17 protein-coding genes are annotated in these 24,418 nt (G+C 43.8%); 9 read left to right on the top strand and 8 right to left on the bottom strand.

The annotated features are described in order from the left end of the window. Nucleotides 1–44: 44 nt before the first annotated feature. A complete protein-coding gene (locus LN995_RS09605; protein ID WP_229960713.1) occupies nt 45–1,112 on the bottom strand; it encodes a LacI family DNA-binding transcriptional regulator in 1,068 nt (355 codons plus the stop codon). A gap of 498 nt (nt 1,113–1,610) precedes the next feature. On the opposite strand from LN995_RS09605, the gene LN995_RS09600 reads away from it, so the two are divergent. The 7 genes from LN995_RS09600 to LN995_RS09570 all read left to right on the top strand — a co-directional run bounded on the left by LN995_RS09600 (nt 1,611) and on the right by LN995_RS09570 (nt 14,427). Further along, a complete protein-coding gene (locus tag LN995_RS09600) occupies nt 1,611–4,745 on the top strand; it encodes a SusC/RagA family TonB-linked outer membrane protein (RefSeq protein WP_229960711.1) in 3,135 nt (1,044 codons plus the stop codon). Between the two features lie 11 nt (nt 4,746–4,756). Next, nucleotides 4,757–6,703, top strand: coding sequence for a RagB/SusD family nutrient uptake outer membrane protein (locus tag LN995_RS09595; RefSeq protein WP_229960709.1), 1,947 nt, complete (start codon nt 4,757–4,759; stop codon nt 6,701–6,703). Nucleotides 6,704–6,855: 152 nt separating this feature from the next. Beyond that, a complete protein-coding gene (gene uxuA / locus LN995_RS09590; protein WP_229960707.1) occupies nt 6,856–8,025 on the top strand; it encodes a mannonate dehydratase in 1,170 nt (389 codons plus the stop codon). 35 nt (nt 8,026–8,060) lie between these two features. After that, nucleotides 8,061–9,383 carry an MFS transporter gene (locus tag LN995_RS09585; protein WP_229960706.1) on the top strand — a complete coding sequence of 441 codons (1,323 nt, stop codon included), beginning with the start codon at nt 8,061–8,063 and terminating at the stop codon, nt 9,381–9,383. A 156-nt stretch (nt 9,384–9,539) separates the two neighbouring features. Further along, nucleotides 9,540–12,395, top strand: coding sequence for a glycosyl hydrolase 115 family protein (locus LN995_RS09580; RefSeq protein WP_229960705.1), 2,856 nt, complete (start codon nt 9,540–9,542; stop codon nt 12,393–12,395). Nucleotides 12,396–12,434: 39 nt separating this feature from the next. Further along, entirely contained in the window at nt 12,435–13,160 is a 726-nt protein-coding gene (locus tag LN995_RS09575; RefSeq protein ID WP_229960703.1) for a sialate O-acetylesterase, read from the top strand. Further along, on the top strand, nt 13,069–14,427 hold the full coding sequence (locus tag LN995_RS09570; protein WP_229960747.1) for a sialate O-acetylesterase: 1,359 nt from the start codon (nt 13,069–13,071) through the stop codon (nt 14,425–14,427). The genes LN995_RS09575 and LN995_RS09570 overlap by 92 nt, the downstream gene beginning before the upstream one ends. 38 nt (nt 14,428–14,465) lie before the next feature. Here the strand turns inward: LN995_RS09570 and LN995_RS09565 are convergent, their stop codons facing one another. The 3 genes from LN995_RS09565 to gltX form a co-directional block, all read right to left on the bottom strand. Continuing rightward, entirely contained in the window at nt 14,466–15,233 is a 768-nt protein-coding gene (locus tag LN995_RS09565) for a TIGR00266 family protein (protein WP_229960701.1), read from the bottom strand. A gap of 127 nt (nt 15,234–15,360) precedes the next feature. Continuing rightward, nucleotides 15,361–15,720, bottom strand: a complete 360-nt coding sequence (locus LN995_RS09560) for a hypothetical protein (protein ID WP_229960699.1) — start codon at nt 15,718–15,720, stop codon at nt 15,361–15,363. 219 nt (nt 15,721–15,939) lie between these two features. Further along, entirely contained in the window at nt 15,940–17,481 is a 1,542-nt protein-coding gene (gene gltX / locus LN995_RS09555) for a glutamate--tRNA ligase (RefSeq protein ID WP_229960698.1), read from the bottom strand. 192 nt (nt 17,482–17,673) lie between these two features. Here gltX and LN995_RS09550 point away from each other — a divergent pair, with 192 nt between their 5' ends. After that, nucleotides 17,674–18,687 (top strand): YihY/virulence factor BrkB family protein, encoded by a 1,014-nt coding sequence (locus LN995_RS09550; RefSeq protein WP_229960697.1) that lies wholly within the window; start codon nt 17,674–17,676, stop codon nt 18,685–18,687. Nucleotides 18,688–18,764: 77 nt separating this feature from the next. Here the strand turns inward: LN995_RS09550 and LN995_RS09545 are convergent, their stop codons facing one another. The 4 genes from LN995_RS09545 to LN995_RS09530 form a co-directional block, all read right to left on the bottom strand. Further along, nucleotides 18,765–19,145: a RidA family protein gene (locus tag LN995_RS09545; RefSeq protein ID WP_229960696.1), complete on the bottom strand. Its 381-nt coding sequence runs from the start codon at nt 19,143–19,145 to the stop codon at nt 18,765–18,767. Nucleotides 19,146–19,291: 146 nt separating this feature from the next. Next, nucleotides 19,292–21,127: a glutamine--fructose-6-phosphate transaminase (isomerizing) gene (gene glmS, locus LN995_RS09540; protein WP_229960695.1), complete on the bottom strand. Its 1,836-nt coding sequence runs from the start codon at nt 21,125–21,127 to the stop codon at nt 19,292–19,294. Between the two features lie 67 nt (nt 21,128–21,194). After that, nucleotides 21,195–22,547, bottom strand: coding sequence for a DUF4270 family protein (locus tag LN995_RS09535; protein WP_229960693.1), 1,353 nt, complete (start codon nt 22,545–22,547; stop codon nt 21,195–21,197). Then, entirely contained in the window at nt 22,531–23,340 is an 810-nt protein-coding gene (locus LN995_RS09530; protein WP_229960691.1) for a glycogen/starch synthase, read from the bottom strand. The genes LN995_RS09535 and LN995_RS09530 overlap by 17 nt, the downstream gene beginning before the upstream one ends. Before the next feature lie 133 nt (nt 23,341–23,473). Here LN995_RS09530 and panC point away from each other — a divergent pair, with 133 nt between their 5' ends. Continuing rightward, nucleotides 23,474–24,328, top strand: coding sequence for a pantoate--beta-alanine ligase (gene panC / locus LN995_RS09525; protein WP_229960690.1), 855 nt, complete (start codon nt 23,474–23,476; stop codon nt 24,326–24,328). Nucleotides 24,329–24,418: the final 90 nt, after the last annotated feature.

Raw genomic sequence — 24,418 nt, 5'->3', positions numbered from 1 at the left:
CTTCTCAGGTGAGCAGATAAGCTATACTGTGGCTAAAAACTTGGTTACTTTGTTTCTGGTAGCAGGGCTAAAGCTTTGCCTTTGTTGTTCTCTTTTCCTTTCCTTAAAGATGAACTTCTTATAATTAACTCTGATCTTAAAGTAATACGGGTAACACTGGTATCAGCTAACCCACTTAAATAGTGTATGAGGCTCCTTACAGCAACCTCACCCATCTCATAGCCAGGATAATCTATTGAGCTCAGGCTTGGCTCAACAACTCTGCAAATAGGGTCATTATTAAAGCCAACTACGGCAATCTCATCCGGAATGGAGATACCTGCATGAGTTAGTGTTTTCATACAATGTACAGCACACGTGTCATTAGACACAAATAAGCCATCCGGTCTGGAGTCCATCTGCAAAATTTGTTGGGCAGCTTCTACTCCTGCGTCTTCACTAAGGTTATTGATGATGACAGAAGCATCTGAAAAAGGCAAATCGTTGTCTAAAAGAGCATACTTGAAACCTTTTAGCCTGTCGGCGTACACATTTCGGCGGAGGTTACCCGTAATATGGATTATATTCTGACAGCCTTGCTCTATCAGGTGAGTCGTAGCTTCGTAGGAAGCTTGTACGTTATCAATTACAACACCAGCAAACTGTTTATGGTCTGACACTCGATCATAAAAAATAACAGGGATATCTTTGCTAATGAAAGGTTCAAAGTGATCCATGTTCTCTGTGTCGAAAGCCAAAGAAACCAACAAACCATCTACCCGGCTGTTAAACATGGTTTTTGCATTAGCAATTTCTTTCTCAACAGTTTCAAGAGACTGGCTTATAATCAGGTTGTAGTCAGCCTCATTGGCAACTTTCTCCATGCCAGCAATTACAGAAGACATAAAATTACTGTTCAGCTTAGGCACAATCACGCCAATAGTATTCGTGCGTTGCCTTCGAAGGTTACTTGCGAACATGTTAGACCGATAGCCAAGCTGGCTTGCCATACTGTAAATCTTCTGCTTGGTGTTTTTGTTTACGGCAGGATGATCGTTTAAGGCCCTGCTAACCGTAGTAGGGGACAGATCTAACTCCTTAGCTATGTCATAAATAGTTATGTCCTTGTCCATGTTGATTGTATGATGTATGAAACAAATTAATGAAATCGGTTTCAATTTTGAAAGCCTTTTTAACATTATAATATAAGATAGGGATAAATATTAAAAATATCTCTTTGATCGCTTATAATGCATTGTATCCAGTTATATTATTGTATTATTTAGTATAGAGTGTATATAAGGGCTCTCTGTTTACCTAACTGCTATTTTTTACAGGGCTAACTAATATAATAATAGCAAGTCTATATTTTGTTTTATCAAAGAACTTTTGAAAAAAATATGCAATCGGTTGTAATTGTCAAAATATCTTCTCATGTTTATGCTTGCAAACAGTTGTTAGTGTCTGGTTGCTGTTTGTGACTGCGTCAAGTTGGTCATATTTAGTACTATAAAACCCACAGAGGAAATGCATTTAATATAGTCTTGGCTTCATAATAGCAGTTGTAAAAGGCTAATACTGAATCTTTTATATCTAAATAAAGCAATACATAAATCCAAACATTCGCTCTTATGAAATGTGATTTTACGCAAAGTCCAAAACCGACGAAGACAGCCGTACGCGTGCCCGATGTCTTCAAACTGGCTGTGCTTTTTGCTTATCTCCTGATAAGTATACAAGCAGTAGCCCAAACCGGAGCAACTACAGTGACTGGTCGTGTTACAGACGCAGAAACAGGAACAGGCTTGCCTGGGGTAACGGTGGTTCTGAAAGGTACTACAACGGCAGCCCCAACAGGTGCAGATGGTAACTATACGATTAATGTGTCGGATGGCACTGGCACGCTAGTGTTCTCTTACATTGGCTACGAAAGTCAGGAAGTGCCTATAAACAACCGCTCTACTATTGATGTGCAGTTAGGCACAGATGCTAAAGCCCTAGAAGAGGTAGTAGTAATAGGTTACGGTGCCCAGCGGGCTGAAGCTGTAACAGGCTCAGTTGCTTCAATAGGTGCAGAAGAGATTGCCGAAGTGCCGACAGGTAATATCACGCAGGCTCTGCAAGGGCGTTTGCCAGGAGTAGAATTTACGCAGTCATCCTCTCAACCAGGAGCCTCCATGCAAATCAGGATTCGTGGTACGCGCTCTATCAGTGGTAGCAATGATCCACTGGTGGTGCTGGACGGTATTCCCTTTCCCGGGGCTATCTCCGATATTAACCCGAATGATATTAAGAGCATTGATATTTTAAAGGATGCCTCAGCAACTGCCATTTATGGTTCACGTGGCGCCAACGGTGTTATATTGGTTACTACCAAAACAGGAAAAGCGGGGCAAAAGCCACAAATAAGCTACAATGGCTTTCATGGTATAAAAAATGTATTTGCCAGGTATAACATGATGAGCGGGCCAGAACTTTATGCGCTGCGTCAGGCAGCTGGCCCCGGACAGTTTGCAGGCCAGATGGGACCAGATGAAGCTGAGGGTGTAGACACAGATTGGCAGGACCTGTTATACAAAACCGGTATCACAACAAACCATAATGTAGGTGTTTCTGGAGGTGCCGAAAAGGGTAGCTACAACTTTAGTGCAGGCTACTACAAGGATGAAGGTGTCATTCCTACGCAGCAATACACCCGTTACTCCCTGCGTGGTAGTCTTGACCAGGGAATAGGTGAGCACATTCGTGTCGGCTTCTCTACATACAACAACTACAGCCTTACGGAAGGCTCCAACGTAGGCTTGTACAACATTCTAAGTTTGTCACCTCTTGCCAGTCCCTATAATGCAGATGGCACTTTAAAGAGAACCATCCGGATGCCGTTGGATGAAACGTGGTTATATACAAGAGACATGTTAGAAGATGGTGGTTTAGATGATCAATGGCTGAACCAAAACAGAGCGTTTGCCACCTACAACACCCTCTACGGCGAAGTAAAGATTCCTGGAGTGGAGGGCTTGAAGTACCGTGCCAACCTTGGCTTAAACTACCGCCAGAGTCAGGAAGGTGCCTACACGGCAGCAGGTATAAACGCTGTTGAACCAACCACTTTTTCTAATGCTTCTGTAGATAACAGGATTACTACTAACTGGACCATTGAAAACCTGCTGACTTACGACCGCACCTTTGCAGGAAAACATAATGTGAATATAGTAGGCTTGTATTCTGCCTCGCAAGAGCAATATAACAGATCTTTCATTGAGGGAAGAGATATTCCTTCTGACGCCTTTCAATTTTACAACATAGGACGAGCTGCCGAAGAAATCATAGTTAACCCTAACAACCAGGACTATAGACAGTGGGGCTTGTTGTCGTGGATGGGACGCGCCATGTACTCCTACGACGACCGCTATATGCTGAGCGTTACCCTGCGCTCCGATGGCTCCTCAAGGCTGGCACCGGGGCATAAATGGCATACTTATCCTGCCGTGTCTGCTGGTTGGAACATCGCCAGAGAGTCGTTTATGGAAAATATTGACCTTATAAACATGATGAAACTGCGTGTAGGCTATGGACAAACCTCTAACCAGGGTATCCCTCCCTATTCTACACTTGGGCTTTTACAAACCAGGCCTTACAACTTTGGCCCTGATAACTATGCAACCGCATATTATGTACAGGAACTGCCTAACCAAGATCTGGGATGGGAGTATTCGAAGACATGGAATTATGGATTGGATTTTTCTATCCTGAACGATCGCTTATCAGGTACAGTAGAGTACTATGTAACAAATACAGAAGATGTTCTGCTGAATCTTGATCTGCCTCAGACATCAGGTGCGGACAGCTACACAGCGAATATAGGATCCATACAAAATAAAGGTCTTGAATTCTCTCTCAACGGGTTAATCCTGGACGACGTGAATGGCTGGACATGGGAAGCTGGTGTTAACATATATGGTAACCGCAATAAAATTACATCGCTTGCTTCTGGACAACCGGACGATGAAATCAACTGGTTGTTTATGGGCCATCCTGTTAATGTCATCTACGATTATGAGAGATTAGGCCTTTGGCAAGAGGGAGATCCATACCTAAGCATTCTGGAGCCAGGCGGCAACGTAGGTATGATTAAAGTGAGATACACCGGAGATTATAATGACGATGGCACACCTGTAAGACAAATTGGACCTGAGGATAGACAAGTTCTGAATGCGAATCCTGATTTTCAGGGAGGCTTCAACACTCGTGTAGGGTATAAAGGTTTTGACCTGACCGCTGTGGCAGCCTTTCAGCACGGCGGAATTCTTAACAGCACGCTTTACGGGGCGCAAGGCTACCTTAATATGTTAAGCGGACGCAGGGGGAACGTTGATGTGGACTATTGGACACCAGAGAACACCGACGCCAGGTATCCAGACCCGGCAGGCTTAAGAAGTGGCGACAACCCTAAATATGCCAGCACCCTAGGTTATTTTGATGCCTCGTACCTGAAGATACGCACCATTACACTTGGTTATAACTTCAACAACAGCAACTGGCTAGAAAAAGCTGGCATCAGCAATCTGCGGCTTTATGCTACCGCGCAGAATCCATTTGTGCTGTTTTCGCCTTACCACCGGGAATCAGGTATGGACCCTGAAACTAACTCATATGCCGACCAAAATGTGGCGGTAGCTGGTGAAACTCCGACCCGTCTGCTGACGATTGGCACTAACGCACCCTCCACGAGAAACTACCTGGTTGGTCTTAATGTCACATTCTAAAAAAGAGAAAGATGAAATTTATAAAAAATAAAGCTTTTATAGGAACAGCCTTAATGATGGCGCTTTCCCTATCGTCTTGTGAGGATATCCTGGAAGAGCAGCCGCGTGCTACTTATACACCCGAATTTTTTCAAACTGAGCGAGGTGTTCAGGGTGGAATAACGTCGATGTACGCCCACCTGCGCTACATATACGGGCAGGCCTATTACTATAATACCACCGAAACCGGTACAGATGAAGTAACCTATGCGCAGAGTGCAGACCAAAACTTTCTGGTTATGGATATTTCAGGCCGAGGTGAAATTACTCCCCAGGACAGTCGTGCCGATGTGTTGTGGGGAGCTGCATTCTCTAATATTAACACCGCCAGTGGTGTTATTGAAAATGCTGCCGCTGTAGGAACTATTTCAGATGCGTTAATTGCTGAAGCAAGGTTCTTCCGTGCGTTCGACTACTTTCAATTAGTCCAAACGTTTGGCGGCGTACCTTTAGATCTAGGCGCAGGAGAGCTGAAATTTAATATAACTCCTTCAAGAACTTCTGTGCGCAACACAGTACCGGAAGTTTATACCAGAGCCATATTTCCGGATCTGCTCAGAGCGGTAGAAGATTTGCCGGCAATGCCCCGTGTAACCGGAGGCGCAACTAAAACACTAGCACGTTTGTACTTGGCAAAAGCTTACCTGACCTACGGGTGGTGGCTGGAGAACCCTAATAATATTCCTACATATCCGGAGACTACGCGAACCAATCCTGACGGACATGATGCGCAGTGGTATTTCCAGCAGGCATACGATGTGGCATTAGCTGGCATAGACAATCCAGGTCCCTTCCGTTTACAGGAGACATATTATGATGTTAACCTAGGATCCAACGACCGCAATAATGAAATTATGCTGTACGCTGACCACACCGAAACAAGTGAGTTTTATAATGCATCCAGCCTTACCTATAGCAACGGTGCCGCCCCTGAAAACTTTGCCGGTTGGATGATGACGTGGAATTATACCAATATCAGAAGCGCCTTAGATCCGAACTGGGAAGAAAATGTTAGCTCTGTTCAGCGTGAAGCATCACAAGACCTGGGCCGCCCTTGGACACGTATGGCTCCTACGATCGGTGCGATAACAAATACCTTTGCTGATAAAACGAACGACTCCCGCTACGATGGCACCTTTACAACTGTTTACCGTGGTAACTGGCCTAAAGGAGGTGTAAGTGCAGATGTGTTGTATAATGCAAATAGCCTACCAGTTACTCCAGGCGATGCCATTCTAACTTTCCTGAACGAAGAACCAGCTACGCCTATCACTTATCCTAATGGGGCAGGTAAAAGTAATATAGGTGCAGGAGAACTGCCTGAAAGATCAGATTTTGTAATATCACCGCGTGGAATAAGCAGAATAGTATATCCGGGGCTTTGGAAGCTTGGTCCTTACCGTACTGACAATGGCGATGGATTGGGACAACCGAATGCTGCCAGTACCCGTCCTTTCAATATTGCCAAATTCTCGGAGTTGTACTTTGTAGCCGCCGAAGCAGCTGTCAAGGGAGCAACAGGAGGTAGAAGCGCCAGAGAGTTGATCAATGTTATTCGTGCACGGGCCGGCGTATGGCGTTGGGACAATAATGGCAACACCTCCAAAGTAGAAGACCATAGCGCAGAGATGATCGCAGCTACACCAGCTACAATCGATATCAACTATATTCTGGCAGAGCGTTCACGTGAATATTATGGCGAAGGTTACCGTTGGTTCGATTTAACACGTACTCAAAAATGGGAAGAACTTGCTGGCACGTATGAAATAGCTGGGAATGAGTTCGGACAACATACACCTCAAACAGTAACACGTAACATTCAGCCATATCACTATCTGCGTCCTATTCCACAAAGACAGCTTGATGCTATGGAAATGACCGCAGCAGAGAAAGCTGAATATCAAAACCCAGGCTATTAATTTATTCTAAGCATCATGATTAGAAGATTGGCTGCTCATTAGGGGCAGCCAATCTATCTTTTTTATGTGCAGTGGGATTTTATAACTCGCCACTTAATACATTAAATTTTTTAAACATACATAACAAACACATCTTTTAAGAAGCACTATATATGTCACTATTGCAAAGTTGGAGATGGTACGGCCCTAATGACCCTGTTACGTTACAGGATGTAAAACAGGCTGGTGCTACCGGTATTGTAAGTGCATTACACCATATTCCTCACGGAGCCGTTTGGCCTTTGGAAGAAATTCAGGAACGTAAACGCATTATTGAAGAAGCTGGATTAAAGTGGGCTGTAGTAGAGAGTGTACCTGTTCACGAAGCCATCAAAACCAGAAGTGCCGAATGCGAGAAATACCTTGAAAATTATCGTCAGTCGTTGCGTAACCTGGCAGCTTGTGGCTTAACTACCGTATGCTACAACTTTATGCCCGTGCTGGACTGGACCAGAACAAACCTGGCATTGGAGATGTGGAATGGTGCCAAAGCTTTATATTTTGACTGGGCTGACCTGGCTGTGTTTGACATCTTCATCCTTAAAAGAAAAGGAGCTGAGCAAGACTATACTGATGAGGTGGTGCAACAGGCAAAGGAAAGGCACTCTTCTTTCTCACAGCAGCAGTTAGACGAACTAAGCGAAATTATTCGAATGGGCGTTCCGATGGAAGGCTTTATCACCTTAGAGCACCTGACTGCAAGCATTGAAATCTATAAAAGCATTGGGCATGAAGGCTTACGTGATAATCTGGCGTACTTCCTGGGGTCTATTATGGATGTTTGTGAGGAGACCGGTATTAAAATGACAATCCACCCGGATGATCCGCCTTACCCAATTTTGGGGTTGCCCCGCATTGCCTCCAATAAAGAAGATCTGTTATACATAATTGAAAGGGTAGATCGTGCTCCTAATGGTATTTGTTTCTGCACTGGTTCTTTGGGTGCCGGTCCACATAACAATCCAGTGGAAATTTTGAAGGCAGTAGGGCACCGTGTATATTTTGCCCACCTACGAAATGTGAAAAAAGACCAATCAGGGAACTTTTATGAGTCTGATCACCTGGCTGGAGACGTAGATATGTATGGTGTAATGAGAGAGTTAGTGGCTATTAACCGTGAAAGAAAAGAACCAATCCCTTTCCGGCCAGACCACGGCCATCAGATGCTGGACGACCTAAATAAAGTTACCAATCCTGGCTATTCTGCTATAGGCAGGCTGCGTGGCCTGGCAGAGCTAAGAGGCCTGGAAATGGGTATCGAAAAGTCTGTTTACAGCAGCTAGAATAGTTTATAATAATTAAGAAATAATCATCTGCCATGATGAAACCTACCATGACTGAACCTGAAAGCACCTCCAAGGTTAAAATCGGGACATACCGCTGGACAGTTTGCGCACTACTTTTTGCTGCCACCACCATTAATTACCTGGACAGGCAGATAATAGGTCTGTTAAAGCCAGTGCTGGAACAGCAGTTTAACTGGTCAGAATCAGATTATGGTAACATTGTAATGGCCTTTACCGCTTCTTATGCCATTGGCCTGCTCTTCTTTGGGCGGTTTATTGATAAGATCGGGACAAAAGTAGGCTATTCTCTTTCCATCATTATCTGGAGTGTGGCGGCAATGGCACATGCTGTTGCCAAAAGCACATTAGGCTTTGGTGTAGCCAGAGCGGCCTTAGGTTTAGGTGAAGCAGGTAACTTCCCGGCTGCTATTAAAACTGTTGCCGAATGGTTTCCTAAAAAGGAAAGAGCACTGGCAACAGGCGTTTTCAACTCTGGGGCAAACATTGGGGCTGTTGTTGCTCCTATTGCTGTGCCTTGGATTTTAGGCGTGTACGGTTGGCAAGAAGCTTTCATTATAACAGGAGCCGTAGGTTTTATATGGCTCGTGTTCTGGTGGATCTTTTATGAGATTCCTTCAAAGCAAAAGCGCCTTAAACAGCCAGAATATGAATATATCCATAGTGATAATGTAGCTTCTGACGGAGAGGAAAACGTTAAGGCGGTTAAATGGTCGAAACTACTGTCAGTTCGCCAGACCTGGGCATTTATGTTAGGTAAATTTCTGACAGACCCAATCTGGTGGTTCTTCCTGTTCTGGCTACCGTCTTACTTTAGCAGCGTGTTTAGCCTTGATTTATCTAAGCCTAGCCTGCCATTAGCAGTTGTTTATACTGCTACTACCATTGGCAGCGTTGGCGGGGGCTTTTTGTCATCTTACTTTATACGCAGAGGCTGGCCAGTGTTCAAAGCACGTAAAACAGCTATGTTTATTATTGCTTTATGTGTGGTGCCTATTATGGCAGCCCGTTACACAACGGATATTTGGGTTGCAGTTGGCTTAATTAGTCTTGCAGCGGCGGCCCACCAAGCCTGGAGCGCCAACATTTTCACAACAGCCTCTGACATGTTTCCAAAGCGGGCTGTTAGCTCAGTAGTGGGTATAGGCAGTATGGCTGGTTCTTTGGGAGGTACACTTTTCCCACTGCTGATTGGGTTCCTGCTGGATTATTATAAAAGCATCGGCAACCTTACAGGTGGCTATAATGTCATCTTTACTATTTGTGGTTGTGCTTATCTGCTGGCATGGGTGGTGATGCACTTCCTTACTCCACACATGGAAGAAGTGGAACTATAGTTGCTTAAATAAAATGTACAGGGGCATGTCCTGATAAATAACAGTATAATGAAACAAATTACTACTAACCCTGCCTTTTTTAAGGTTAATCAATTGCTTTGTCTTTCATCGTTAAATCGGTGGGCAAAGCTTTTTTGCTTATTAGTACTCTTGGCTATGGCTGGCGTACAACCTGCCTTAGCAATAGACAGTACGTCCTATATCACCTCCACTAAAGGGAAAGATTACTTTGCACTGTCTGCAGCTGGCAAGTCTGCTCATATGTTTATCAGTTCAGATGACTATCCGGGTGTAATTCGAGCCCTTAAAGATTTAAAGGCAGATGTAAACCGGGTAACAAAGGCCGAGCCAAAGCTATATATAGATAAGAAAGCTCCTAAGCTAAAGGAGATGGTGCTGGTGGGAACATTGGGCAAAAGCCCGGTTATTGATAAACTGGTAAAAAGTAAAAAGCTGGATGTATCTGGGGTGGCAGGTAAATGGGAAACATACCTGGTGCAGGTGGTGAAAAAGCCAATGCCTGGTGTAGACCAGGCGCTTGTAATAGTAGGTAGTGATAAACGCGGTACTATTTTCGGTATTTATGATGTATCGGCACAAATAGGGGTTTCTCCGTGGTACTATTGGGCCGATGTGCCAGTAAGGCAGCAGCAGAACCTTTACGTAATGCCAGGTCGCCATACACAGGGTGAGCCAGCCATAAAGTACAGAGGCATATTTATCAATGATGAAGCTCCTGCACTGGCAGGCTGGGCTGAAGAAAAGTTCGGCGGGTTTAACCATAAGTTTTATGCAAATGTATTCGAGCTGATTCTGCGCATGAAAGGCAACTACTTATGGCCAGCTATGTGGGGCAGAGCTTTTTATGTGGATGATCCTGTAAACCCGAAGCTGGCAGATGAATATGGAGTGGTGATCGGTACCTCTCACCATGAGCCACTGATGCGTGCCCACGCCGAGTGGAGCAAGTTTGGAGAAGGTGCCTGGAACTATGATACCAACAAAGATAACTTGCAGGAGTTTTGGAAAGAAGGCATTAAGCGAATGGGCTCTAATGAAAGCATCGTAACCATAGGCATGCGCGGCGACGGCGATGAGCCCATGAGTGAGGAAAGTAACATAGCCTTACTTGAAAGAATCGTAGAAGATCAACGGAAAATTATAGCCGATGTAACAGGTAAGGCTCCTGCTGAAACACCACAAATGTGGGCGCTTTACAAAGAAGTGCAGGAGTATTATGACAAAGGTATGCGAGTGCCCGACGATGTTACGCTGCTTCTTTGCGATGATAACTGGGGAAATATCAGAAAGCTGCCTAAAGCAGGAGAGAAGCAGCATGCTGGCGGTTACGGCATTTACTATCACTACGACTATGTAGGCGGACCAAGAAACTATAAATGGCTCAATACAAACCCAATTCCAAGAATATGGGAGCAGATGCACTTGGCTTATGAGTATGGTGCAGATCGTGTCTGGATAGTGAATGTAGGCGACATCAAGCCAATGGAGTTCCCGACAGAGTTCTTCCTAGATTATGCCTGGAACCCGGAAAAATGGCCGGCAGAGCGTCTGGACGAGTATACCGAGCTATGGGCTGCCCACCAGTTTGGTGAAGAACATGCTTCAGCCGTTGCAGATATGCTTGCTAAGTATGCTAAGTATAACTCACGTCGTAAGCCAGAGCTGCTATCGCCGGAAACATATAGCCTTACAAATTACAGGGAGGCTGAAAGGATAGTTACGGCTTATAACGAATTGGCCAAGCAGGCAGAGCAGCTTTACAAAGATATTCCTGCTGAAGCCAAAGATGCTTATTACCAACTGGTACTTTATCCTATATTGGCTTGTGCTAACCTAAACGAGCTGCACGTAACCGTAGCTAAGAATCACCTATATGCTAAACAAGGTCGTGCAGCCACCAACGACATGGCTGAAAAAGTACAACTGCTGTTTAATAGGGATAAAGAGCTTTCTGGCTACTATAACGATACAATGGCAGGTGGCAAGTGGAGCCACATGATGGACCAGACGCACATTAGTTACACTTATTGGCAGCAACCAGAGAAAGATGTAATGCCAGAAGTAGAGAAAATTAATATAAAATCTACTTCAGATATGGGAGTGGCAGTAGAGGGTTCTGCAAATTGGTGGCCTGAAGCAAAAGTTGAGGCAGTTTTGCCTGAACTTACTCCGTACGGGCAACAGGCTTATTACATAGAACTGTTTAACCGTGGTCAGGCTCCTTTTGAGTATACCGTGCAATCTGGGGCGCCTTGGCTGAAAATTGATCAGAAGCAGGGCCGTGTAGATAAAGAGCAGCGCTTGTTTGTAAGTGCAGACTGGCAGCAGATACCTAAAGGTACTCAGCGCGTTCCGGTAACTATAACTGGGCCTAAAGGCAAGAAGGTAGTAGTGCAGGCTGTAGTAAATAATCCTGTTAATTTCAAGCCCGACCAATTAACGGGTTTTGTAGAGAGTAATGGCTATATAGCAATCGAAGCGGAGCATTATACACGTGCAGTTGACGGAGGAGGAGCTACCTGGAAGCTTATTCCTGATTTAGGCCGTACGGCGTCTGCCATGACTCCTTTTCCGGTTACGGCTCCGAGCCAGACACCGGGTGGCGATAGTCCGCACCTGGAGTACCGTATTAACCTGTTAAATGGCGGCGACATAAATGTAAGCGCATTCCTGTCGCCTACTCTTAACTTCCACGACACACAAGGCTTACGCTATGCTGTTTCTATTGATGATGAGGAGCCTCAAGTCATTAACATGCATGAAAATAACTCACAAAAAGCGTGGGAGGAATGGGTTGCAAACAACATCAATATAAAAGAATCGAAGCATAGTGTTAAACAGCCGGGGGAGCATGTACTAAAATTCTGGATGATTGACCCGGGAGTGGTGTTGCAGAAAATAGTGGTAGACACCGGCAATCTTAAGCCGAGTTATTTAGGCCCACCAGAAAGCTATTATCAGCCTGAAAAAAAAGAGGCGCAGGTACGTTAACAGAAATAAATATAAGTTGTTTTAAAGGGTTTACGATACATGCATATAAAGTCTAAGTTAATCAATCTGACCTTCATACTATCTCTGCTTATTCCTGCTACAGTTGTGGGGCAGGTAAGGCTGCCTAAGCTTGTCTCGGATGGCATGGTACTACAAAGAGAGGCAGATGTTAAAATATGGAGCTGGGCTGCTGTTGGTGAAAAAGTGACAGTTAATTTTCTAAACAAGAATTACAAATCCGTTGCAGATAGTGCAGGTGTTTGGGCTATCCGCCTAAAAGGCATGAAAGCTGGCGGCCCTTATACCATGACTATGAAGGCCAGTAATACCGTAACGCTTCAGGATATTCTGATTGGGGATGTGTGGCTTTGTTCGGGTCAGTCTAACATGGAACTGCCTATGCGCCGTGTTAAACCTTTGTATGAGCAGGAAATTGCCAACTCTGAAAATGACTTGATCCGTTATTTTGATGTTCCTCAGGAGTACGATTTTAATAAGCAGCGGGAGGATGTTAGTAATGGGCAATGGCAAAAGACAAATCCAGACAACGTGCTTAACTTTTCGGCAGTAGCTTATTTTTTTGGCAATGAGTTGTACAATAAATACCAGGTTCCGATAGGGTTGATTGATACTAGCCTTGGTGGATCTCCTGCCGAAGCATGGATGAGTGAAGATGCTCTTAAAGCGTTTCCTGAGCATTATCAGGAGGCACAAAAATTTAAAGACGCTAACCTGCCTGATCAGGCAAATAGAGCAGCAGGATAACGGACGTATAAGGGCCTGGTATAAAGAACTGAATCAAAAAGATAAAGGCTACGCGGCCTCTCAAGCTAAGTGGTACGACCCGGCTTTGAATACATCAGACTGGGCAAAAATGGAAATACCCGGATATTGGGCTGACACAGAATTAGGTGCTGTAAATGGGGTAGTGTGGTTTAGGAAGAAAGTAGAGGTCCCGACAAGTATGGCTGGGCAGCCTGCAAAGCTTAATATGGGTAGAATTGTAGATGCTGATTCTGTTTTTGTGAATGGGCAGTTTATTGGTTCTACCGGTTATCAATACCCGCCACGCTGGTACAACATTCCTGAAGGTGTGTTACGGGCAGGAGACAACACAATAGCCATCAGAGTTATTAACGAAAGAGGCAGAGGCGGCTTTATACTGGATAAGCCTTACAAGCTGGAGATAGGCAACTTGGTTATTGATTTAAAAGGTCAGTGGCAGTATCGGTTAGGAGCAAGTATGGAACCATTGGGAGGGCAGACTTTTGTCAGATGGAAACCTGAAGGTCTGTACAATGCCATGATTGCTCCGCTTACCAACTACAGGATCAAAGGAGTGATATGGTACCAGGGAGAGTCTAACACTGACAGAGCATCAGAGTACCAGAAGCTGTTCCCGGCCTTGATACAAAACTGGCGAAACAAATGGGAACAGGGAAGCTTCCCGTTCTTATTTGTGCAACTGGCAAACTTTATGGAACCGAATGAGCAGCCATCGGAAAGTAATTGGGCTCAGCTAAGGGAAGCGCAACAAAAAGCCCTAGCCTTACCTAATACGGGTATGGCTGTGGCTATTGACCTGGGTGAGTGGAATGATATCCATCCGCTTAATAAAAAAGAAGTAGGCAAAAGATTGGCACTAGCAGCTCAAAAAGTAGCTTATGGCGAATCGATTGTTTATGCAGGTCCGCAGTACCAGTCTATGAAAAGGAATGGGAACAAGATCATTTTGTCTTTTAGAAACACAGGTAGCGGCCTTGAAGCTAAAGGAGGGGATATCTTGAAGCACTTTGCCATTGCGGGACCTGACAAAAAATTTGTATGGGCCAATGCCAGAATTGAGAATAATAAGGTAATAGTATGGAGCGATAAAGTTCCTAATCCTGTTGCGGTAAGATATGCTTGGGCCGATAATCCAGAAGGGGCTAACCTTTACAATAAAGAAGGGTTACCAGCAGCGCCTTTCAAAACAGACTGGTTTTTGCATACAAGCCTAGAGAATAATAAAGAACCGGGGCCGCCAACTTAAGATTGGCGGCCCCGGTTCTTTATTTAAGGCTAACGGAGTTATTCCATAAAGCTACTGAAGAAGCCCCCTTCTTTGTTCGCGTTTTCGCCGCGAGGCATAAGGGCTTCAATAAGTTTCTTCACAGGCATAGACTGTAGCCATACACGTCCTGTGCCGCGCAAAGTTGCTAAGAAAATGCCCTCACCTCCGAATATCATAGACTTTAGCCCGCCGGCCCGCTGAATACTGAAATCAATTCCTTCTTCAAAGGCTACCACACAACCTGTGTCAACGCGTAGTGTTTCGTTGTTTAGCTGCTTTTCAACTATAGTACCGCCCGCATGTACAAAAGCCATTCCGTCGCCTTGCATACGCTGCAGAATAAAACCCTCGCCACCAAAAATGCCACTGCCTAAGCGTTGGTTAAAATGAATGCTGAGCTTTGTACCCAAGGCAGCAGCCAGGAAAGCGTCTTTTTGAGTAATCAGGCTGTGGTTACGCATCTGGCTTAAGTCAATTGGTAGAATAGTGCCAGGATAAGGAGCTGAAAAAGCAACGCGGCTTTTGCCATGCCCACGGTGTGTGAAGTGCGTCATAAACAGCGATTCACCAGTAATCATGCGGGAACCTGCCGATACTAACTTGCCCAAAAAGCCCTGGCTAGGGTTAGAACCGTCTCCCATTTTTGTCTGAAAGTCGATGCCCTCTTCCATGTACACCATGGCACCAGCTTCGGCTATTACTGTTTCGTTAGGGTCAAGCTCAATTTCAAGTACCTGAATGTCATTTCCAAAAATCTTGTAATCGACTTCGTGTGAGTTCCTCATAGTTTTGGTTAGTGATTATAGATGCAATATAAAATTTTATCATCTGATAATCTATAGTGCAAAACTCAATGGTAAAGAACTTTAAACACTGGGTTTATATTACTTTATAATGCAGGCTAACCTCATGTTAATCTGCATTATCTTCCTCGTCATCATCAATATCGTCTTTCCGGCGGCGGGTGGGTAATTCATCTTCTGTGTCACTTTGTAGGTTGGTGTTGCGCACAAAGTCTTCGTCTGTCTCTTCCACTTCTTCTCCTTCTTCTATGTGATACTGCTCTTCTTCTTCACGCTTTGCACGTTCAGCAGCATCTCGTTTCAGTAGTTTCTTGTCGTCAACGTTCTGGTTAAGAAACTCATTAATTTTGTCGATGCTGTAGTTGGAGATGATTTCTCCATGTTCGTTTACTTTTATTTCGAAACCTTCCAGGTCTTTATGCACCTTAGACTTTTTCTTGCTCTTATTTTCTTTCTTATTTCTGGCCATGATATTTCTCTAGTTAGTACTTTGTTGTATAAGCATAGAAGAGATAATTTGTTGCAAAGCATGAGAAAGTAAAAGAATCAAATCCTCTTGCCTAAGCTAAGAGAGGAGAAATGCCTTCTTTAGCCTCTGCTTAAAGCCTTTCTTATGCAGCTGCCCTTATAAACAGAAAAAGCGAACCCTTAGGGTTCGCTTTTTCTGTTTATAAAAGTTATCGTGTGTTTATGCAGCAGCGTATTGGCTAAGTTTAGATATAGCCGTTTCAATACGTGTGATGGTTTCTTCGCGGCCAATTACTTCTATTATCTGCATCAGGTCAGGGCCAGCTTCTGCGCCTGTTACAGCTAAACGCAAGGCCTGCATCACCTGACCGATCTTCATGCCGTAGCGTTCCAGAATACTTATCAATAGCTCTTTTACAGTATCAGCATTGAAGTTCTCCAGCGATGACAGCTCATTTTTAAAATCTTCGAAAACGGCTACAGATTGGCTGTTCCACTTTTTAGAAGCTACTTTTTCGTTGTATGTTGTAGGAGCTACAAAAAAGTAAGACGCCTCGCGCCAGAAATCCTGTGGGAAACTAACGCGTTCTTTCATTAGCCCTGCAATTTGTTCTGCTTTTTCATGAGAACAGGAAATGTTATGTTCTTTCAGCGCCTCCAGCAGATAATAGGCAAGTTCGGCATCTGGTTTAGCTCTTAAATATTGCTCGTTAAACCAGCGAGCTTTCTGAATATCGAAGCGAGTACCTGACTTACCGATACGCTCAATAGAAAACTCATTAGCCAATTCTTCCATAGAGAAAATTTCCTGCTGTGTACCAGGGTTCCAGCCCAGAAAAGCCAGGAAGTTTACAAAAGCCTCCGGAATGTAGCCACTCTCACGGTAGCCGCTGGATATTTCTCCAGAAACAGGATCAGTCCAGCGTAACGGGAACACAGGGAAGCCCAGCTTATCGCCATCGCGCTTGCTTAACTTACCGTTTCCATCAGGCTTCAGTAGTAATGGCAGGTGCGCAAATTCAGGCATTGTGTCTTCCCATCCTAAATAACGGTACAGCAACACGTGCAGCGGAGCAGAAGGCAACCATTCCTCCCCACGTATTACGTGCGTAATATTCATCAGGTGGTCATCTACTATGTTTGCCAAGTGGTATGTTGGCATACCGTCAGACTTCATCAGTACTTTATCATCAATGGCAGAAGAGTGTACCATTACCCAACCGCGGATAAGGTCTTTAAGGCGAACTTCCTCTTTGCGTGGCACTTTCAGGCGTATTACATATTGCTCTCCAGATTCCAGACGACGCTTTACTTCGTCTTCTGGCAGTGTAAGAGAGTTCTTCATCGTCATACGTGTGATGGCATTATACTGAGGTGTTGCCACTTTTGCGGCTTTCAGTCGCTCACGCATGGCATCCAGCTCTTCTGCTGTATCGAAAGCATAGTATGCATGGCCGGCCTCTACCAGTTGCAGCGCATATTGCATGTACATTGGTTTGCGTTCCGACTGGCGATATGGAGCAAAGTCTCCACCAGCCCATGGGCTCTCATCCAGCTTAATACCGCACCACTCCAAAGACTCATTAATATAGTCTTCAGCACCAGGCACAAAGCGTGTCTGGTCTGTATCCTCTATGCGCAGAATCATTTTTCCGCCCATCTTTTTGGCAAATAGATAATTATATAAGGCCGTGCGAACACCACCTATATGGAGAGGCCCTGTCGGGCTTGGGGCAAAGCGTACTCTAACTTCTCTTTCCATTTATGGTTATATCAATACAAGTCTTGTCTAAAACTGCTGCAAAGGTACAAAATAATGTTTCGTTTCGTAACGCTTGTTTTAGGTATTGCCGGTAAGGTATAATTGTTATGCTGTACGTATTTAAAACAGAGGGAGCACAAACATAATCAGGTATTTGCGTATTTGCTTATTAAACAGTAAAGCTATATAACAATGTTGCTGAAGCGGCTAAAGAGAGTATGGTGTCTTTTAAAAGAAACCTGGCTGGAGTTTATAGATAATAATTCTTTTCAGAAGGGAGCTGCGCTGGCTTATTACACCATCTTTGCACTGCCCCCAATGCTAATTATTATTATTAGTGCTGTCGGTTATTTCTTTGGGGAGCAGGCTGTGTCAGGAGAGATTTACTATCGTATTAAAGAACTGGTAGGCTCAGAGGGAGCTTACTCGGTACAAAAAATGGTAGAAAACATCAATGCTTTCTCTGACCTTAACCTGGCTGCTTTGCTTGGCACTATCACTCTGTTTGCTGCTGCAACAGGTGTTTTCATCTCGCTACAAAACTCGCTGAACGACATCTGGTTTGTGAAGCCTGTGCCTAAGAACGAGTTCCTGAAGCTGTTACTGGACCGTGTGCTTTCTTTCGGAATGATTCTGGCGGTAGCTATTGTGCTGCTGGTTTCTCTTCTGGCAAATACAGTTTTAGTAGCCGTTGGTAATTTTCTTACAACTCGCTTTTCTGGCTGGACGATTTATATACTGCATGTTGTCAACTTTATATCAAGCTTGGCACTTATGTCGTTCCTCTTCGCATGCATCTATAAGTTTTTGCCGGATGCTAAAATCAGGTGGCGCGATGTGTGGGTTGGAGCAGTGGTAACGGCCTTAGTGTTTTCTATCAGCCGTGGCCTTATTGGGCTGTACTTAGGTACCAGCGATGTCGGCTCTATTTATGGGGCAGCAGGCTCTATTATTGTTATACTTACCTGGGTCTTTATTACCTCACAAATTATTTTCTTTGGAGCCGTCTTTACCTTCGTTTATTCGCGAAAGTATGGTTTTAATATTTATCCATCAAACTATGCTGTGCGTGTAGTACGGCAGGAGATAGAAGTTGGGAATTCGGCGGTAAACGCTGAGCCAGGAAAATTTGTAAGCGAGGTATATAATGAAAGTGGAGAGAAAATAAAGCCGGATGAGAATGCTTGGTTTGGTGAGAATATTTAGCGGCTCCTGATAGGGAAATAAGGGAGAAAAGCCTATGAGAGATAAAGCCCTTTCTCCTTTATCTGGAATGTTGTTCACTATTTAGTTGCAATGCAGGAAATTTCCACGTTTACATCTTTAGGCAGGCGGCTTACTTCTACTGTCTCACGGGCAGGAGGGTTGCTGGTAAAATAGCTTCCGTACGTGTCGTTAATGCGGCCAAAGTTGTTAAGGTCTTTTACAAAGATGGTACACTTAAGCACGTTACTGAAATTCATGCCTGCTTCCTCTAAAATGGCGCCCAGGTTTTTCATTACCTGGTGTGTTTCACTCTCTATGTTTTCGTTTACGAGGTTTCCTGTTTGCTGGTCCAGTGCAATCTGGCCGGAAACATAAAGTATCCCGTTTGCCATAGTAGCCTGGCTATAAGGGCCTATAGGAGCTGGAGCCTTAGAAGAGTTGATGATAGTATGTGCCATAGTATTATGCTTGATGTTTTATGTTATTTCTCAAAAGTACATAATTCTGCCTTTTGTTGTTTTGCCTGAATATATAACTGTTGTAGTACATAAAAAAGAAAGAGGAAGGCAGTTCAGCCTCCCTCTTTCTTTTTTATGAAGTGATTTTATTCTACTGTAACTGATTTTGCCAGGTTACGAGGTTGGTCTACGTTACAACCGCGCATAACAGCAATGTGGTAAGACAATAGCTGTAGCGGAATAACTGAAAGCAGTGGCATCAGGTGCTCATTTGTTTCCGGAACTTCCACAACATAATCTGCCATAGACGGAATAACGTTATCACCTTCTGTTACAACAGCAATAACCTTTCCTTTACGGGCTCTTACCTCCTGCACATTTGAAACAATCTTCTCATAAGAGCTGTCTTTTGTAGCAATCACCACAACTGGCATGTGCTCATCAATAAGAGCGATAGGGCCATGTTTCATTTCCGCAGCCGGGTAACCCTCTGCATGGATGTAAGAAATTTCCTTCAGCTTGAGAGCTCCTTCTAAGGCTACCGGAAAGTTATAGCCACGGCCTAAGTAAAGGAAGCTGGAGGCATCTTTGAACACAGCAGAAATCTTCTGGATTTGCTCGTCTAACTGCAGTGCCTGTTCTACTTTGCCAGGTATGCTTTCTAACTCTACCATTAGCTGGTTTAGCTTAGTGGTTTCTATAGTGCCACGTCTTCTACCCATAATCATGGCAATCAGTGTTAGTACAGTAACCTGAGCAGTAAATGCTTTTGTGCTGGCAACGCCAATTTCAGGACCGGCATGTGTATAAGCGCCTGCATCTGTAGCACGTGCAATAGATGAACCAACCACATTGCAGATACCAAAGATAGTAGCCCCTTTAGACTTTGCTAACTCTATGGCTGCTAAAGTGTCTGCTGTTTCACCAGACTGTGATATAGCAATTACAATGTCATTCTCGTTTATGATAGGGTTGCGATAGCGGAATTCAGAAGCATATTCTACCTCTACCGGAACTCTGGCTAAATCTTCGATCAAGTATTCTGCAACCAGGCCAGCATGATAAGAAGTCCCACAGGCAACGATAAGGATTCGATTAGCCTTTGCAAACTTATTCTCATACTCAAAGAAGCCGCTCATCATTAGGTGGCCTTTTTCCGGAATCATGCGCCCACGCAGGCAGTCTAAGATAGAACGGGGCTGCTCAAATATCTCTTTCAGCATGAAGTGCTCATAACCGCCTTTTTCAATAGATTCCAATGCCAGCTCAAGGCGCTGTATATAAGGCGTTTGTTTTACATCTTCTTTTGAACGAATATCTAGCTCACCATCTTTAATTACGACAATTTCCTGATCATTTATATATACTACATCGCTTGTATATTCAATAATAGGAGTAGCATCGGAAGCCAGGAAGTGTTCACCTTCTCCTATGCCAACTACAAGCGGGCTACCTTTTCTGGCTGCCACTAACTGATTTGGGTCATCTTTAGAAAGCACAACAATGGCATAGGCTCCTACTACTTCATGAAGTGCCAGGCGCACAGCTTCAACAAGTGTACACTTGCTGTTTATTTTGATGTCTTCAATCAAGTTAATAAACACTTCTGAGTCTGTGTCTGACTGAAAGGTATGGCCTTTTTCTATCAGAAGCGTCTTAAGAGTAGCGTAGTTTTCAATAATACCATTGTGAATAATGGCTAGCTTACCAGAGCTTGAGTAATGTGGGTGTGCATTTCTGTCGTTTGGTTCTCCGTGGGTAGCCCAACGTGTATGCCCCATTCCAATGTTGCCATGTGTATCTTTGTCAGTAAGGTAATTTTCCAATTTACTTACCTTGCCTTTTTTCTTGTACACATTAAGATCGCCATTCATCAGTGCAACTCCGGCACTGTCATAGCCTCTGTACTCCAGTCGTTTAAGCCCTTTTATAATGATAGAGCAGGCTTCTCTATGCCCTACGTATGCGACAATTCCACACATAATCTAACTTGAAATAAATAGGTACCCGCAAAGGTACCTATTTATGATTGTGATAAACAAAAATTAACTAGTTGAGTTTTGAGTAGTAAATTAACAGTTTAACTTTATCTGAATCTGTATTGTTAATAACAGCTCTGTAAGGAGACGTGTCATCCTGAATGGCTGTTGCCCCTGTTTGCTGACTTGTAATAACAACTTTGGCCGGTGCTAACAATAAACCGTTATTAGGGCGGTTACCTAACAGCATAGCCTGAAAATAAGAAGTTATGTTGATAGAATACTGTTCTTTTTCGGCGTTATAGCTTACTGCTGCCGGAAAAGAAGTAGTGTTAAGTGCAAAGGCTCTGTCTTGCTGTAGAGGTGTTAAAGCTCTGTTAGAACTGTTGGTTTGATAAGCTGCTAATTGCGGTGGCGGGGCAAGAGAACTTGTGGAAGAGCTTTTAACTGGTATAATTACCTCCGCTCTGTTTATAATGATGTTATCGGTTGCCTGCTTAAACTGATCCAGGTAAGGGAATGTGAGCTTTGTCAGGAGTTGCGTATTAGCCTGTATATAACTTTCGCCACCCGTTTGCGCAGCTGGCAGGTATTCCCCTTTTTCAGTTAATTCAGCTACTGCTGTACCGCTACGATCTCCGGTTACACCTGTAAAATAGTTCTCAGCAGATGTTATGATGAATGATTGAGTCTTCTGCGTTTCACCGTTTTTATAGTACAAGGTCATTTTGGTTCTGGAAGAAAGCAGGTTTAACCCGACAATGTTACTTCCCTCTGGCGAAACTAAAGCTAATCCTTTAAAGAACTCATTAAAGTTACTCTGCGTTTGTAGCGGCCCCTGGCCAGACTGCGCAACCAAGGCTTCAGCAAGCTGTTGGTCCAGCCTGATGTTTACGGCTACCGCTGAGTCAACAGGGGCTGTTTCTGTTCCAGAGTTAAGAATTTGTGGTGTGAAAGTTTTACTGCCTAAAGGAGTCTCCTCGTAGGCCAGTTGAGAATTTGTAAAGTACGATGCTCTCTCTTGGAACCTCTCCGTTAACTGATGCACATTAACAGTGAGTTCACTGCTCTTGTCTCCATATATCATCGTATAATCCAGTGCAAGCACTAGAGAGTCTGCTACCGGGTTGTCACCAAGTGATACATTAGTCGAAGAAAGGCCCATTTCGGTAAAAGTTGTTGCTTTTACAGTGCCCAATACCGGATCCGCATACTGCCCCACAAGCGCAGGCGAGACTTTAAATGACCTGATAGAGTCATTTAAAAGAACAGTGCCTGTGTTTATTGTAAGTGTATCTGTATAGTCAGTGCCTATCTGGTTCTCGTCTTGTAGTTCGAGCCCCACTTCATTAGGGTCGTCGCAGGCTGTAAGGACAGCAACAGAAAAGAAGAAAAGAAGAAATCTTCTAACGGCTAAGTTCATTATATAGATTGTAGTATGAGTCTAAAAGGGTATCGTCAGGACTTACAGTACTAATGTTCTTCGTTACAAATTCGCTGAACAGCGCATTTATATTATCACTGAAGTTTTCATTTGTTTTAATGACTGAGTCAGCATACTCCATGCCTATTTTTATAAAGGCGTCTATATCAGCAGATTGTAGGTTGGCTAACATGCTGTCTTCAATATCTAACATTTTTACTTTTTCAAGTAAATCATCGCTAAATTTATGCGTATAGTTATGGTTATAAACTGTAAACATAGATTTTGCATCCTTAAAGATCGGATCCTTTTTATAGGTCGTCTTTAAGTACATAGGTATCAGGCCTGTCATCCAATCGTTGCAATGTACAATATCAGGAGACCATCCTAGCTTTTTCACTGTTTCCAGTACACCTTTGCAGAAGAAAATAGCACGTTCGTCATTGTCCTGATGAAATTTATTGTTTTTATCTACGAAAACAGACTTTCTGTGAAAATAGTCTTCGTTGTCAATAAAATAAACCTGTAATTTGGCATTCGGAATAGAGGCTACCTTAATTACAAGTGGTTTTTCATCATCACCAATGGCGATATTGATGCCTGAAAGGCGTACTACCTCATGTAAACGATTTTTACGCTCGTTAATAAGGCCGAACCTTGGTACAAATATACGGATCTCCATGCCTCGCTCTTGCATCCCTTGTGGCAGCGTTTGAAGAAATTCTGCTACTTTAGTGGTTTGTAAGAAAGGATTGATCTCGGTGGCGGCGTATAAGATTCGCAATTTTGACATGATATGATATTAAAAATTAAAGGGCAACAGTAATGGGACGTGCAAAATTAGTATTTTTTATTCTAATTTTCAATTTTATAAGCTATAACTTACTTTTACCGGCTTTTAGTATCCGCTAAATTGTAATAATAACATGCAAATTATAGAGCAGGTAAGCACCATCCGGCAAACGGTGCAGGAGCTTCGCTGCAAAGGCAAGCGTATTGGTCTGGTGCCAACCATGGGAGCCCTGCACGAGGGGCACTTACAGTTGCTGCGTACTTCTGTACAAGAGAACGATATTACGATCTGTAGCATCTTTGTAAATCCCACTCAATTTAACAACCCAGACGATTACAAGCTTTACCCCCGTATGCTGGAGCAAGATATTGCGCTGCTTAAGACTGTCGGCTGTGACTATCTTTTTGCTCCCACTGCACAAGAGGTATACCCACAACAGCAATATCTTCAGTTTAGTTTCGGAAAATTAGAGGCTGTTATGGAAGGAGAGCACCGGCCAGGGCATTTCAATGGTGTTGCCACTATCGTTGGTAAGCTTTTTAACTTTGTACAGCCACATAAGGCTTATTTCGGGCAAAAGGATTTGCAGCAGGTAGCTATTGTACGGCAGCTGGTGCATGGGTTGAGTTTTGATCTGGAACTTGTGTGCTACCCGATTATAAGAGAGGAAGACGGACTGGCTATGTCTTCCAGAAACAAGCGGCTAAATGAAAAGCAGCGTATGTTAGCCCCTAATCTATATAAAGCACTCCAATTAGCGCAGAGTCAGCTACAGGCAAAGCCATTGCAACAGATAAAGGAAGAGGTGGCAGCATTTCTAGAGCCATTGGAAGAAGTGGAGCTGGAGTATTTTGAGTTTGCTGACTCATACACTATGCAGCCGGTGCAAAGCCTGCAGGAGGGACAGGAGCTGGCCCTGTGTATTGCAGCCTATGTAGGCCCTGTTCGCTTAATTGATAACCTTATAGTGAATTTAAACGAAAGCTAGAATGTTTGGCTTTTATACAGCAAAGTAGAAGTCAGGCCCTGGTAGTTAATCTCCTGCCAATTATCTAACTTTGCGCTTTATTTCAACTAT

It is taken from the genome of Pontibacter silvestris, from assembly GCF_020907275.1.
Classification (GTDB): domain Bacteria; phylum Bacteroidota; class Bacteroidia; order Cytophagales; family Hymenobacteraceae; genus Pontibacter; species Pontibacter silvestris.
This window is presented reverse-complemented; position numbering and strand designations above follow the sequence as displayed.

Coding starts and splice junctions, on each gene's coding strand:
- uxuA (WP_229960707.1), top strand. CDS start 6,856: ATGTCACTATTGCAAAGTTGGAGATGGTACGGCCCTAATGACCCTGTT.
- LN995_RS09530 (WP_229960691.1), bottom strand. CDS start 23,340: ATGTCAAAATTGCGAATCTTATACGCCGCCACCGAGATCAATCCTTTC.
- LN995_RS09535 (WP_229960693.1), bottom strand. CDS start 22,547: ATGAACTTAGCCGTTAGAAGATTTCTTCTTTTCTTCTTTTCTGTTGCT.
- LN995_RS09560 (WP_229960699.1), bottom strand. CDS start 15,720: ATGGCCAGAAATAAGAAAGAAAATAAGAGCAAGAAAAAGTCTAAGGTG.
- LN995_RS09550 (WP_229960697.1), top strand. CDS start 17,674: ATGTTGCTGAAGCGGCTAAAGAGAGTATGGTGTCTTTTAAAAGAAACC.
- LN995_RS09565 (WP_229960701.1), bottom strand. CDS start 15,233: ATGAGGAACTCACACGAAGTCGATTACAAGATTTTTGGAAATGACATT.
- LN995_RS09595 (WP_229960709.1), top strand. CDS start 4,757: ATGAAATTTATAAAAAATAAAGCTTTTATAGGAACAGCCTTAATGATG.
- LN995_RS09570 (WP_229960747.1), top strand. CDS start 13,069: ATGCTCTTAAAGCGTTTCCTGAGCATTATCAGGAGGCACAAAAATTTA.
- panC (WP_229960690.1), top strand. CDS start 23,474: ATGCAAATTATAGAGCAGGTAAGCACCATCCGGCAAACGGTGCAGGAG.
- gltX (WP_229960698.1), bottom strand. CDS start 17,481: ATGGAAAGAGAAGTTAGAGTACGCTTTGCCCCAAGCCCGACAGGGCCT.
- LN995_RS09585 (WP_229960706.1), top strand. CDS start 8,061: ATGATGAAACCTACCATGACTGAACCTGAAAGCACCTCCAAGGTTAAA.
- glmS (WP_229960695.1), bottom strand. CDS start 21,127: ATGTGTGGAATTGTCGCATACGTAGGGCATAGAGAAGCCTGCTCTATC.
- LN995_RS09605 (WP_229960713.1), bottom strand. CDS start 1,112: ATGGACAAGGACATAACTATTTATGACATAGCTAAGGAGTTAGATCTG.
- LN995_RS09545 (WP_229960696.1), bottom strand. CDS start 19,145: ATGGCACATACTATCATCAACTCTTCTAAGGCTCCAGCTCCTATAGGC.
- LN995_RS09575 (WP_229960703.1), top strand. CDS start 12,435: ATGCATATAAAGTCTAAGTTAATCAATCTGACCTTCATACTATCTCTG.
- LN995_RS09580 (WP_229960705.1), top strand. CDS start 9,540: ATGGCTGGCGTACAACCTGCCTTAGCAATAGACAGTACGTCCTATATC.
- LN995_RS09600 (WP_229960711.1), top strand. CDS start 1,611: ATGAAATGTGATTTTACGCAAAGTCCAAAACCGACGAAGACAGCCGTA.